The sequence below is a fragment of the Streptomyces sp. NBC_01788 genome, assembly GCF_035917575.1.
In the GTDB taxonomy this organism is placed as follows: domain Bacteria; phylum Actinomycetota; class Actinomycetes; order Streptomycetales; family Streptomycetaceae; genus Streptomyces.
This window is the reverse complement of sequence record NZ_CP109090.1, coordinates 4549800-4561959: the sequence shown is the minus strand read 5'-3', so window position 1 is coordinate 4561959 and position 12160 is coordinate 4549800. Positions and strand designations below refer to the sequence as shown.

Here is a 12160-nt window from a genome sequence, read left to right as displayed (position 1 = left end):
CGTTGCATCGCAGGCCCGCGACGCAACGTTGGAGCGCAACGGTCTCTTAAAGCGGGTCGCCGCAACTCCTACAGGTATCTTCACCATCGTCGTACATAACGCCGCAGCAGTACGTGGGGCCGCCGCTGACTTCATAACAAGCGCTGCACATCTGAGACTCGTCGTCCCAGTCAGTCGCGTTCTCGACGGGATCGTCACACCCTGTACAGACAAGCGCTGTCACCGCGCGTCACCCCAGCAATCGGAGGAGGTAAACGGAGAGCAGTAATCGCTGTCGTGTCGCTCGGAGTAGTCGCTCATGTTGGCTGTCGGCTTACCACAGTTCGGGCACGTGGAGTGTTCACCCGGACATGTGCGATTGTTGTGCCCACCGAGCCCACATACCCTGCATGCCATGACGACAGAGTAGATGAACCTCAGCCGTCAGACCCAGGGCTTCGGCAAAGACTGGATGACGTCCGGTTTGTGATCATGCGAGGCCGAGGAACGCGAGGGGTCGGCAGGCGTTGCGTGCGTTGCGGCGGAGGCCGGCGGCCATGTTCTTGACGCCGCCCAGCCGCATGGCGCCGATGGCGAGATTGCGCCAGGTCGCCATCGCCCGGGGTGCATTGCCTGTCCGCAGTTGGGAGGCGTCCTCGGCGAAGGTGGTGTCGCGGACGTGGTGCAGGGCCTCGATCTTCCAGTGGTCCCGGACCAGCTGTGCGAGCCGGGCGGGGGCGGCCTGCTCGGCGGTCAGGCTGGTCACCGCGTAGACGGTGGTGATGGTGGTCTTGCCGGTCTTTCGGTCGGTGCGGCGGCGCTTGATCTGGACGGCCTGGCAGGCGCCGGGAAATAGCAGGTTGTTCACGGTGGCGACCTTGATTCGGCGGATCTCCGCGCGGCCGTGACCGCTGCCGCGCGTGCGGCCCTGGAGCGGGATGCCCTTCCAGGGGAGGGACTTCAGCTGCTTGCGCAGTTTCTTCTGATTGCCCTTGACGATCGCGATGTAGTGGGCCCGGCGGCCCAGAAGGTAGCCGGCGTGCTCGCGCTGGGTATGCAGTGCGTCGCTGGTGACGACCGTCCCGGCCAGATCGACGACGGTGTCCAGCAGCGGCTGGAAGCAGGTGGTCTCGCCGGTCTTCTCGCCGACGTCGAGCTGGGCCAGGACCAGGCCGGTGTTGTGCTCCACCGCCGCAAGAAGGTGGATCTTCCGTCCCCTCGCCCTGGCCGCGCCGCGCAGGGACTTGCCGTCCACGGACAGTCCGCGCAACCCGGAGCCGGCGGGGCAGCGGTCGGCGAGCCAGCCGCCCACCGCCCGGTCCAGGGCGTCGCCGTCGACGCGCGCGAGCAGGCGGCGCACCGTCGTCTCGGCCGGCACCAGCCGCCTGGGCAGCACCGGATCGGGGCGCACACCGAGCCGTTCCAGCACCGGGGGCGGCGCGTCCGCGATCCACTCGCCGACCGCCAGCAGCGAAGTCGCCCCCGCCAGCACCGCGCACGCGGCCAGGGCGAGGACAACGGCCAACGCGTGCCGCACACCGCGAGGGTCCCGTGGGTCCGGCACCTCGGCCAGCCGTTCCAGCAGGCCCGCCACCTCCCCGGGCCCGACGCCGGGCTGCTCGCGGAGCTGGTCAAGGGCAGGCGGAATCGGCAATGATGCGTCGGCAGGCACGGTCTTCCAGGCAGGTCACGGGGCGTAGAGAACTCCATGATCTTGGAAATCCGTGCCTGTCCTGCTCCGGGACGCCCACCGGTCAACGAACCGCCACAAACCGGACCAGGGCTGACTACGCCGAAGCCCTGGCCGGCCTGCTGGTACGAACCGACCTTCACCTCGGCCGGGCTCAAAAAGTTCGTGAACTCGGACGGCGGAGGCGACGTCGGTATCCACGAGTCGTGGTTCGGCAAGGAACTGTGGACGGACCACTACCGCGACGGCAAACCGGCGGACAACTTCGACCTTCACTCACCGACCAACAGCAGCGCCGACGGCTACAAGGACTACAACCTCGGTAAGGACGGCTATTTCTGGCGCGGCGTCGCACCGGATTTCGCCGACCCGGCCTCCTGGAACTGCGGCCGCGTCATGTTCTGGGTCGACGCGGGCCAACTCCCGGACGACCCGAACACGCCCACCCCGAAAACCCTCGCCGAGTACGCCTACAACAAGGTCAAGGTCCCCGAGACGGAGATCGAGCTCAAACCGCAGGCGAAGTCCACGGTGAACCTCCCGACCTGGGCCTGGCTGGACAAGGGCACCTTCAAGGAGGTCAAGGTCAGGGCCGAACTCCCGAACACCGTCCTGTGGGCCGAGACCACGGCCAAACCGGTTGCCCTCCACCTCACCCCTGGCACGGAGGACGCCGAGACCTACCCGCCCTCCGGAGACTGCACGATCAACGAGGACGGTTCAATCGGCACCCCGTACGCGAAGGGCAACGCGGACAAGACACCACCGTGCGGCGTCAGATACCTCCGCGCCACGAACGGCCGGCCGTACCGCCTCAAGGCGTCCATCACCTGGCAGATCACCTGGCGCGGCTCCGACGGTAGCGGCGGCGAGCTCCCCGACGGCACCTTCGAGACGACCCAGGACATGAACGTCCAGGAGATCCAGTCGGTCAACCGCTGACCACGAACAGTTCCTCCGCACTCGTGGCGTGGACGGCCCGCTGGGCCCAGACCTCGAGCTGGTCCAGGTCGGAGCAGGACTTCACCCGATCGCGTGCGGAGTCCGGCACAGGGATGCCACGCCAGTCGAGGATCCGGAGGACCATCGACGCACGCTCCTTCTCGACGCCCTCCTCGATACCCTCCTCGCGAGCCTGTTCCCGTACCTTCTCGGCGACCTCGTGCCGGAAGAAGTAGTTGACCGGCATCATCAGCTCCTTCCAGATCTGCTTTGCCTGGGCATCGACCAGGCACGACTCGACGAACTGCGCGAGCATTCCCGCGCTGTCGGTGTCGGTGGCCGCCAGGGCTGCCGCCAGCGGTTTCAGTATGGCAGCGGCACCCTGGCCCTTACCATGCGTCATCGCCGAGAACGCCGCGAGAAAGACATCCCGCTGAGCCTCGACCTCGTCGACGATGAGAGGCACGTTCTCCGGGCTCAGCACCAGCGGTCGCACGGTGAGCGAGTGCCAGCCAGGCAGACCCAGGCGGATCGGCCGCGTCGCCCAGCGTGCCGTGGACCTGCTCTGAGTCAGGACGATCAGAACCGGCTCCCAGCGGTACTTCGCGTACAAGTAACTGAGGTAGTAGGCCCAGCTTCCGCGTTTGTCCTCGTCCCGCTTGCCCTGGGACTCGACGACCAGAAGGTACGTCCCCTCGTCCGTCTCCGCACGCAGCAGAGTATCCACGCGTCGCTCTACCGGCTCGATTTCCGTCAGGTCCGCGTTGAGGACAGCGAAGTCGCGCGGCTCGGGAATCGGGATGTGCAATACACGCTGAAGTGTGCGCGTGAAACCCGCAGGGTCCTTCTGACAGATCTGATGCAGACCTTCGTGCGGCGAGCTGACCATCCGCTCTCCTTTCCATCCGATGTGATCAACGAGCTACGCCGCGACCAGGTCACACCACACGTACTTGCCCCGGTTGCCCTCCCTGGACAGTGGCTGCCAGCCCCACAGGTCGGCGCAGGCCCGGACCAGGGCAAGCCCGCGCCCTTCCTCCAGGTCGGCGACCTGCTCCCACCGCGCCGGAGGCTCGGGCGGCGCGGGATCGGTGTCCCACGCCCCGATCCGGAGCACGCCCGCCGACCAGCGCACGCGCAGGCCGGCGGGCCCCTTCGTGTGCCGTACGGCGTTGGAGACCAGCTCCGTCGCCAGCAACTCGGCTGTGTCGACGAGGCGGATGAGGCCGTGCATCGTGAGGATCAGCCGGAGAGTCCGGCGGGAGATGGTGACCGCGCGGGGGTCGTTCGGGATGTACAGGGTGTACTCCCACGGCTCGTTTTCGGGCATGGGTCACTCCAGTGACGTGAGGCGGGTTGAGGTGACGCCGCGGTGGCGGGCGGTGGCCTTGCCGCAGCCGTCGTGGCAGGGCGGAGCGGTGCGCTTCCGGGACCGCGGATAACCGCACTGTGTGCATCGCGTCACCGACGGTAGACCTTAGATTTAACCTGAGGCAAGTCGATCGCGTAATCTGACGCCCGAACGAGTCGCACTTCCAGACGCGTTGGCCGAAGGAGCAACCGATGGGGACCAGACGCGAGCCGACAGCACGACAGATGCGTCTGGCCGTAGAACTGCGCAGGCTCCGGGACGCAGCAGGCCTCAGCGCACGCGAGGCAGCCGCGCTGCTCGGAGTGAACTCCGTCCAGATCAGCCAGATCGAGTCCGCCATCTCCGGCGTGAGCGAGCAGCGGCTACGACGACTCGTCGCCTATTACGCCTGCACGGACGAGGAGTTGGCCGACGCGCTCGCGGTCATGGCAACCGACCGCACACGCGGCTGGTGGGAGGAGTACCGAGGTGTCCTCCCCACGTCGTTCCTGGATCTCTCCGAGCTCGAGCACCATGCCACCTTCCGGTGGGACGTGGATTTCCTGCACGTCCCAGGACTTCTCCAGACCGAGGACTACGCACGGGCTCTCTTCTCTCGCCGGATCCCCGAAATCTCGGAGGCCGACGTTCAGTTGCGCGTCGATCACCGAATGCGACGGCGGGCCATCATCACGGGCAACCAGCCGATCCCCTACGAAGCACTGGTCCACGAAGCCGCGCTTCGCATCAAGGTCGGCGGGCGCGCCGCGTGCCGGGCCCAGCTCAACCGCATCCTGGAACTCTCCGAAGCGGACCACCTCACGGTGCGCGTCATCCCTTTCGAGCTGGACGACTTCGCCGACATCACGGCCGCCATGGTGTACGCCGGCGGCAGCGTGCCGAAGCTGGACACGGTTGTACGCGACGGCCCACATGGCACGGTCTTCGTCGACTCCGAAGCACCTCTCGGCGTATTCCGAACTCTCTTCCGTAGAGTGGAGGCGGTGTCACTCGAACCCGAACGTTCACGTGACTTCGTCCACAGGCTGGCCAAGGAACTGTGAGGAACACGGTGAGCACTCACGAGACGTGGCGGAAGTCTTCCTACTCCGGCAGCGGCGACGGCAACGCCTGCATAGAGATCGCCCACCACCCCACCCACATAGCCGTCCGCGACTCAAAGGACCCGGCCCGGGCCACCCTCTCCTTCCCGGCCGCCGCCTTCGCCGGCTTCCTCAACGCCCTCAAATCGTCAGAGTGAGCGCGTCTTCGCGATGTTGTCGGCCATCTGCTCCGCCGGCTCGTCGTTCCATGATGACCGCCGCCGTCGCCTGGCCGCTTGTCGGTCACTCCGTCCAGGTGAGCGAGTCGGCGAGCGTGTGCAAGGGGTCGGCCACGCTCATGGATGCGTCACCCCACCTCGTTCCGGGCCACTGACCGGCCGTGGACGGTCACGCTGCCTCCGTAGAACATGCCGGTGAAGACGGGCGAGTAGGTCAGCTGGATCTCGACCTGGACCTGGTCGGCGTCGGCAGCCACGCAGTGGCTCGCGGCGATGTCGGCGCCCGTCATGCTCATCTCGCGGGCGAAGGCCTTCACGCGGGCGTCGCAGTTCTCGTAGTTGATCGGGGCGGGGCCGCCCTCGTTGTCGTAGAGGGCCTCGCGGTCGATGTCCTGGGCGGCGTAGCGGGCCGCCTGTTCCGCTATGTCCGCGGCCCGTTCGCGCTTGGAGATGGACAGGCCGCCGTCGATGACGAAGGCGGACAGGGCGAGGAACACCAGCGCGAAGATGATGACCGCGCCGGCACCCGAACCGCGGTCGTCCAGTGCCGTCCCTCGGGTGGACCACCAGGTGCGCGCGCGGTCCGCGGCAGAGGCGCTCACGCTCACGCCGACCTCCGGAAGGGATCCAGCGGCGAGCTGAAGCTCGCGGACAGCCTCGTCGGGATGTTCAGGCCCAGCGACGCCAGGCCGCGCACCTGGCAGCTGACCTCGACCGTGAACAGGGAGTCGGGGGCGAAGCCCGCACTCGTCTGCACCACGGAGACCGGCCCCGAGCAGACGTCGGCCAGGTCCGCCTCCGCCGCCCTGCGCGCCTCGGACATGGCCGTCGCGTGGTCCTTCTGGATGGACCCCGCGCGTGCCGCGTCCCGTGCCGCACCGTCGACCGCGCCCCGCCCTTCGACGAGTTGGCCGAAGGCCACCAGCACCAGGATGAACAGAATCATCACCGGGGCGAGGATCACGACCTCCACGGTCGACAGACCGCTGTCGTCACGGGCGGAGGGAAGAGACCTCCGAACAGAGCGGTTCATCTAGTTCCCGCCATCCCGCACGAACCTCTCCACCGGGCCCGACGACTGCGCGTGCACCGTCAGATTCAGGCCCGGGAAAACCGTCGGGATCCGTGCCGAGATCTCCACGCCCACGGTGTTCTGCTCCGGTTGCAGCATCCTCACGTCCGGCGACAGCACCAACTGTGGGCCCAGTTGCCGGATGTAGACGTCGACGACGTCGCGGGCCTCGCCCCGCCAGGCGCCGGGCTGCTCGTCGGCCGTGGCACGGGCCTTGCGGGCGCCGGCCTGGGCCGCCGCCTGGGCGACGTGGTCGGCGAAGAAGTACAGCGCGAACTGCACCGTCGCGAAGATCATGAAGAACAGTACGGGGGTGAGCAGCACGAACTCGATCGCGGTCATCCCGGAGTCGCCGCGGGTCGCCGCCGCCTCACGCGCGGCCCGCACCCTGCGGCCCACCGCGCGTCGCACCCGTCCGCCCACGTCCGCCAGCATCCCCGTCCACCCCGTTGTACTTCCCCGTCGTACGCTCGTCGTACGTGCGATCAGCAGGTCTTGCCCGCGTCCGCGCCCTTGATGCAGTTGCCCACCTTGTTGGCGCCCTCGCTCAGCGCGGAGTTGATGATGGCGGCCACCACGCCGACGATCGCCACGACGACCGCGGAGATGATGACCCACTCGACCGCGGAGGCACCGCGGTCCAGTTCGCCGGAGCGGGCGCGCTGCACACGGCCGCCCAGGAAGGTGACCAGGAAGTCCACGGCCGGAATCCCGGTGTGGAAGTCTCGTCCGTTCATGACAGTGGTTTCCTCTCGAAGTCAGGACAGTTGGCAGGGTTCGGCGGGGACGGCGCTCACACCTGGAACACCCGCATCGCCGCCGGATAGATCAGGAACACCAGGAAGCCCGCGCACAGCAGCAGCTGGGCCACGAGCATCGACTGGGACTTCTCGCCCGCGCTGCCCTCGATCTCGGCCAACTCGCGGTGGCGCATGGTCTCGGCCCGCGAGGCGAGCGACTCGCGCACCTTCGCGCCGTCGTCGGCGACCAGGGCCAGGGAAGCCGAAAGGTCCTTCAGCTCCTCCACGCCCAGCTCCTCGCCGAGCTGCCCGAGCGCCTGCCACTGGCTGATGCCGGTGATGCGGGCGTCGGCCAGGGCGTTGCGGATCCGCTGGTTCGCCCAGCCGTCGGACACCTCGGCCGCCGCCATCAACGCCTCCGGCAGACCGCGGCCCCCGGCCAGGCTCATGGACACCAGGTCCAGATACGCGCCGATGACCCGGCGCAGGTCACGGCGCTTGTCGGCCGCGTCCCGCCGGATCTCCAGATCGGGCAGGAAGAAGAACAGCGCCGCGCACAACAGCGCCATCCAGACCGGGATGACCGGGCTGCGCCCGAGGCCCATCGTGTAGACCACGGCGAACAGCAGGGGCCCGAAGAACAGCCCTGCCACCGACAGCAGCACCTTCGTCGCCAGGAACCTCTCCCAGCTGCGCTCCAGCACGGCGAGATCAGCCCGCAACGAGCGCTGCTCCCACCCCTGCTGAAGGTAGAACTCCGCGATGCGCGCACCGACTTGGGCACGGACCGCACCGAGGCGCCCCGTCTCCTCCCGCGCCTGGTGCCGCGTCTCGTACGCCGCTCCCCGCGCCCGCATAGCGTCGATCCGCGCGACCTGCGCGACCGCGCTCCGCCTGGACGGCATCAGGGCGCGTACGAGGGCGTAGACACCGAGGCCGAGGACCGCGCCGACCACGACCGGCATCGTCAGGTTCACCGGCGTACCCCTTCCTCCTGCTGGGCGGGCGTGCGCGGCCGGACGAACTGCACCGCCGCCTCGTCCCGCACCAGGAAGCGTTCGGGCGTCTCGATCGTGGACAGCTTGCGCAGCCACCAGAAGCCGAGCGCGAACAGACCGCAGACCAGCGCGAGGACGAGCTGGCCGATCGGTGTGCCGTACGGCGACACGAACTCACGGTTGAAGATGGACAGTCCGAGCACGAAGGCCACGGAGACGGCGACGACGATCTGCACCGAGCGCCGGGTCGAGGCCCGTTGAGCCATCACACGCTGGCGCATGTCGACCTCCTCGCGCGCCGACTTGGCCAGCGCGCCGAGGACCTGGCGCAGACCGGGGCCGCGCAGCCGGGCGTTGAGGATGAGCGCGGCGACGATGATGTCGGCGGAGGCGTCGTCGATCTCGTCGGCGAGCAGTTGCAGCGCGTCGGGCAACGGAGTGCGGGCGCGCAACCGGTCGACCAGGGCGTCCAGATGGGGGCGCAGGACGGGCGCGGCGGCGCGCGCCGAGGCCGGGATGGCCTGCTCCAGGCCGACCGCGCCGGCGATCGTGTCGCGCAGCGACTCCGTCCAGGAGGCCAGGGCCTCCACCCGGCGCATGGCGGCCCGCTCCTCCGCCGCGCCGCCGAAGAGGCGGTCCCAGAAGAAGACGAGGACACCGGCCGCGATTCCGGCGACCGCCCAACGGGTGAGCACGAGGACCGCGAGGCCGACGAGGGCGGCGAGGGAGCCGCGCCGCCCGGCGAAGCGGAGCAGTTCGCTCGCCCGCCGGCTCGCCCGCTGCTTCTCGTGCTCGGGCTTGGCGGGCAGTCCGCGTACGGCGACGATCAACAGCGCGAGACCGCCGCCGACGGCGACGCCGGAAACGATCGAGTACAGGACCGTGGCGGAGAACAGGCCCCCCATGGAGCCGAGCGGGGCCAGTGCGGCAAGCGTCATGGTCACCCCCAGTTTCCGTGGGGCTGGTAACCGTGCGCCATGAGGTCCTCCAGGCAGGCTATGGGCGCGTGCGGCACGACCCGGCCGTCGGGCGTCTCGGCGAACACCTCGCTGGACAGCACCCGGCCGTCGACGCCGTTGACCTCGCGGACCGAGGTCACACTGCGCTGAAGCCGGCCACCGGTCTGGAAGTTGTTGCGCCGCTGGATGAAGACGACGAAGTTCACCGCGCCCGCGATCAGCATCTGGCTGGCCTCGATGGGCAGCCGCTCGGTCGCCTGCAACGCGTAGGTGGAGATGCGGTTGAAGACCTCGCTGGAGCCGTTGGCGTGGATCGTGGACAGCGAACCGTCGTTGCCCTGCGACATCGCGTTCAGCATGGTCACGATCTCGTCGCCGAGCACCTCGCCGACGATGACGCGGGAGGGGTTCATACGGAGGGACCGGCGCACCAGCTCCGCCATGGAAATAATCCCTTGGCCCTCCGAGTTGGGCAGCCGCTCCTCGAACGCCACGACGTTCGGGTGCAGTTCGGGGAACGCGTCGAGGCCCAGCTCCAGTGCCCGCTCGACCGTGATGAGCCGTTCGTGCGGCGGGATCTCGTTGGCGAGGGCACGCAGCAGCGTCGTCTTCCCGGCGTTCGTCGCGCCCGCGATCATGATGTTCTTGCGGGCGCGGACCGCGCAGGCAAGGAAGTGCCCCAGCTCCGGCGCGAGCGTGCCGTTGCCGACCAGGTCGGAGATGAACACCTTGCCCATCCGGGCCCGGCGGATGGACAGCGCGGGCCGGCGGGTCACGTCCATGACGGCCGACAGCCGCGAACCGTCCGGCAGCCGCAGGTCGAGCTGCGGGTTGGCGGAGTCGAAGGGGCGTGACGACAGACCCGAGTAGGCGCCGAGCACCTGGATGAGCTCGATCAGCTCCTCGTCGGTCTCGGCGACCGGCTCTCCCGTGACCTCGCGCCCGTCGGCGTATCCGACGAACACCTGGTCGCAGCCGTTGATGTCGATGTTCTCGACCTGCGGGTCGTCGAGCAGCGGCTGGAGCCGGCCGACGCCGAACAGCGCCGCGTGCACGGCGGCCGCGTACTGCTCCTCGGTCTCGGCGTCCAGCGGCGTGCGGCCCGCGTTGATCTCGGCGCGGGCGTACTCCTCCAGTATCTGCGCTATGACCGCGCGGGCGTACTGGCGCTCGTCCTCGCCGGACATCGGCGTGACGCCGTTGACCTGGTCGAGGCGGCGCTGCTCGGCGATGCGGTCACCGGCGTCCTGCCTGAACCGCTTGACCAGTTGGTGGTCGACAGCGGTCATCGCCCGGCTCCTGACTGACCGTTCGCGTGGGGGCGGTAGGGCTGGGGGGTCTGGGGGGCTAGCTGGGCCTGGGGTGGCTGCTGGGCCTGGGGTGCCTGCTGGTCGAGATGGGTCTGCTGAGCTTGGTTGGCCTGCTGGACCTGGTGGGCTTGCTGGACCTGGTGGGCTTGCTGCGCCTGTGCGGATACGGCCCAGGCGGCGCCGTACTGCTGATACAGGTCCGCGGTGACCTTGCGGGCCGAGCGGATCAGCAGGGACTTGTCGAGGCGGCCGCGCCTGCGTCCGGCCAACTGGCCCGCGCCCGCAGGGTCGTCGGCGATGGTGCCGACGACGCGGGCACCGGTCTGAGCGTGCACGAGCATGTCGTTGACCTGGCCGGAGACCTTGCCCGCGGTGCCCGTGTCGGCGACCAGGACGACGCCGATCACCGGCGTGGCCAGGCTGGCGGCACCGCGCGGGCCGCCGTGCAGCTTGGCGGACAGCGCGGCGGCGCGGTCGCGGACGCGGGCGATGGCCTCCGGCTCGGTGCGCGAGATCAGCAGAACGAGGGAGGCGTGCGGGAAGAGTTCCACGGCGGGGGTGTCGCCGCTGATCCGGCCGCAGTCGGCGATGACGTCGGCGGGCGAGTTCGGGGAGTCCGCGAGCGAGGCGAAGGCATGACCCAGGGTGGGCCACAGCCCGGCGAGACCGGCGGCCTGCTCGGAGATGCCGAGTCCGACAAGAACCTCCAGGCCGCCACTCAACGGCTGTACATGATCCCAGAGTTGGTCGGGCACCAGCCCACGGCGCGCGGTCGCGGCGATGGACAGCATGCCGACGTTCGGGTTGAGCGGCCCGCCGTGCGCGGCGGAGCTGCGGTAGACGAGGTCGCCGCCCGCCGGGTCCGTCTCGGCGAGCAGCACGCGCCGCGGCCAGACGGCGGCCAGTGCGACGGCGGCGGTGGTGACGCCGGGCGAACCCTTGTCGGCGGCCAGTGCGATGAGGGCCATGAGTACGCGGCCGCCCTCAGTTGCCGGGAACGACGACGACGGCGACGGAATTCGCGGCCGCGGCCTGGGCCACGGCGGCGGCGTCGGACTGGTCGACGAGGAGGGTGAGCGACATGTTGCCGCTGCTCACGGCGGAGCCGCTGTTGTCGCCCTTGGAGCTGACACGCGCCTTGTCCACGATGAGGTTGCCACCGTTAGCGGAAGAACCCGTCGCGCCGCTAGTGGAGTTGGAGCTCGACGCGTGGTCGCCGACGCGGTAGACGGCGACGATGTCGCCGTTCTTGATGCCCGTCGGGTACTGGCCCTCCTTGAGTGCGACACCGACGAGGGCCTTGCCGTCCGGCAGGCTGCTCTTCGCGCCGAACATCTCCCCCACCACGACCGTGCCCTTGTAGATGGTGGTCCTGGCCTTGAGGGTCTTCAGGGTGCCCAGTTGGGACCACCGGACGTAATTGATGGAGTCGTCGGCGGCCACCATCACCGAGGTCACTTCATTGGAGGTGACGGACTCTCCGGCCGGGATGTCCTGCGTCACCTTGACGACCTCGATACGGTGCCCGACCTGCAGCACGAGCATCGTGGCGCCCAGGGCGCCCACCAGGATGAGCAGCACCGCCAGGGCAGCCAGGGCCGGTTTGCGCTCGCGAGGCGCCATGGGAAGCCGGTCACCGACCATCGGCTGAGCCGGAGCCGCGGCACGTCCCGCGCCCGCCCCCGTACGCTCCTGGATCTTCACGCAACAGCTCCCCGTACACCCAAGATGTCGTCTGCCAAGCTCTTCGCCTGGGCTGCAAACCCGGACACTTCACCAGCGATCCGGGCGATGTCGCGACTATCCGGCGCGGGGGCGAGTGTCAAGCCATCGCACG

13 protein-coding genes and 2 pseudogenes are annotated in these 12160 nt (G+C 69.0%); 3 read left to right on the top strand and 12 right to left on the bottom strand.

Annotated features, from left to right (window positions below):
- Positions 1–628: 628 nt before the first annotated feature.
- Positions 629–1516 (bottom strand): annotated as a pseudogene (locus tag OIE49_RS20720) (ISAs1 family transposase); the annotation flags it as partial.
- 267 nt (positions 1517–1783) lie between these two features.
- Between OIE49_RS20720 and OIE49_RS20715 the strand changes: the two are divergent.
- Positions 1784–2611: pseudogene (locus tag OIE49_RS20715) on the top strand (hypothetical protein); the annotation flags it as partial.
- Here the strand turns inward: OIE49_RS20715 and OIE49_RS20710 are convergent.
- Both OIE49_RS20710 and OIE49_RS20705 read right to left on the bottom strand, forming a co-directional pair.
- Positions 2601–3500: a hypothetical protein gene (locus OIE49_RS20710; protein ID WP_326803603.1), complete on the bottom strand. Its 900-nt coding sequence runs from the start codon at positions 3498–3500 to the stop codon at positions 2601–2603. The pseudogene OIE49_RS20715 and the gene OIE49_RS20710 sit on opposite strands and share 11 nt — an antisense overlap.
- A 33-nt stretch (positions 3501–3533) precedes the next feature.
- A complete protein-coding gene (locus OIE49_RS20705; RefSeq protein WP_326803602.1) occupies positions 3534–3941 on the bottom strand; it encodes an ATP-binding protein in 408 nt (135 codons plus the stop codon).
- A 233-nt stretch (positions 3942–4174) separates the two neighbouring features.
- Between OIE49_RS20705 and OIE49_RS20700 the strand changes: the two genes are divergently transcribed.
- Entirely contained in the window at positions 4175–5026 is an 852-nt protein-coding gene (locus OIE49_RS20700) for a helix-turn-helix domain-containing protein (RefSeq protein ID WP_326803601.1), read from the top strand.
- Between the two features lie 8 nt (positions 5027–5034).
- Positions 5035–5223, top strand: coding sequence for a DUF397 domain-containing protein (locus OIE49_RS20695; protein ID WP_326803600.1), 189 nt, complete (start codon positions 5035–5037; stop codon positions 5221–5223).
- 149 nt (positions 5224–5372) lie between these two features.
- Here OIE49_RS20695 and OIE49_RS20690 read toward each other — a convergent pair whose 3' ends face one another.
- From OIE49_RS20690 to OIE49_RS20650, 9 genes are read right to left on the bottom strand one after another with little or no spacing between them, the layout of a single operon-like run.
- Positions 5373–5846, bottom strand: coding sequence for a pilus assembly protein TadG-related protein (locus tag OIE49_RS20690; protein WP_326803599.1), 474 nt, complete (start codon positions 5844–5846; stop codon positions 5373–5375).
- Between the two features lie 2 nt (positions 5847–5848).
- The gene (locus OIE49_RS20685) at positions 5849–6277 is read right to left on the bottom strand and encodes a TadE/TadG family type IV pilus assembly protein (protein WP_326803598.1); all 429 of its coding nucleotides are present in this window, start codon (positions 6275–6277) and stop codon (positions 5849–5851) included.
- Complete coding sequence (locus OIE49_RS20680) at positions 6278–6751, bottom strand: TadE family protein (RefSeq protein WP_326803597.1); 474 nt, start codon at positions 6749–6751, stop codon at positions 6278–6280.
- Between the two features lie 50 nt (positions 6752–6801).
- Complete coding sequence (locus OIE49_RS20675; RefSeq protein ID WP_100569654.1) at positions 6802–7053, bottom strand: hypothetical protein; 252 nt, start codon at positions 7051–7053, stop codon at positions 6802–6804.
- A 56-nt stretch (positions 7054–7109) separates the two neighbouring features.
- Complete coding sequence (locus OIE49_RS20670) at positions 7110–8033, bottom strand: type II secretion system F family protein (protein ID WP_326803596.1); 924 nt, start codon at positions 8031–8033, stop codon at positions 7110–7112.
- Positions 8030–8959 (bottom strand): type II secretion system F family protein, encoded by a 930-nt coding sequence (locus tag OIE49_RS20665; protein ID WP_199836690.1) that lies wholly within the window; start codon positions 8957–8959, stop codon positions 8030–8032. The genes OIE49_RS20670 and OIE49_RS20665 overlap by 4 nt, the downstream gene beginning before the upstream one ends.
- 35 nt (positions 8960–8994) lie before the next feature.
- Complete coding sequence (locus OIE49_RS20660; RefSeq protein WP_326803595.1) at positions 8995–10302, bottom strand: CpaF family protein; 1308 nt, start codon at positions 10300–10302, stop codon at positions 8995–8997.
- Positions 10299–11291, bottom strand: coding sequence for a hypothetical protein (locus OIE49_RS20655; RefSeq protein ID WP_326803594.1), 993 nt, complete (start codon positions 11289–11291; stop codon positions 10299–10301). The genes OIE49_RS20660 and OIE49_RS20655 overlap by 4 nt, the downstream gene beginning before the upstream one ends.
- Before the next feature lie 16 nt (positions 11292–11307).
- Positions 11308–12027, bottom strand: a complete 720-nt coding sequence (locus OIE49_RS20650) for a hypothetical protein (RefSeq protein WP_326803593.1) — start codon at positions 12025–12027, stop codon at positions 11308–11310.
- Positions 12028–12160: the final 133 nt, after the last annotated feature.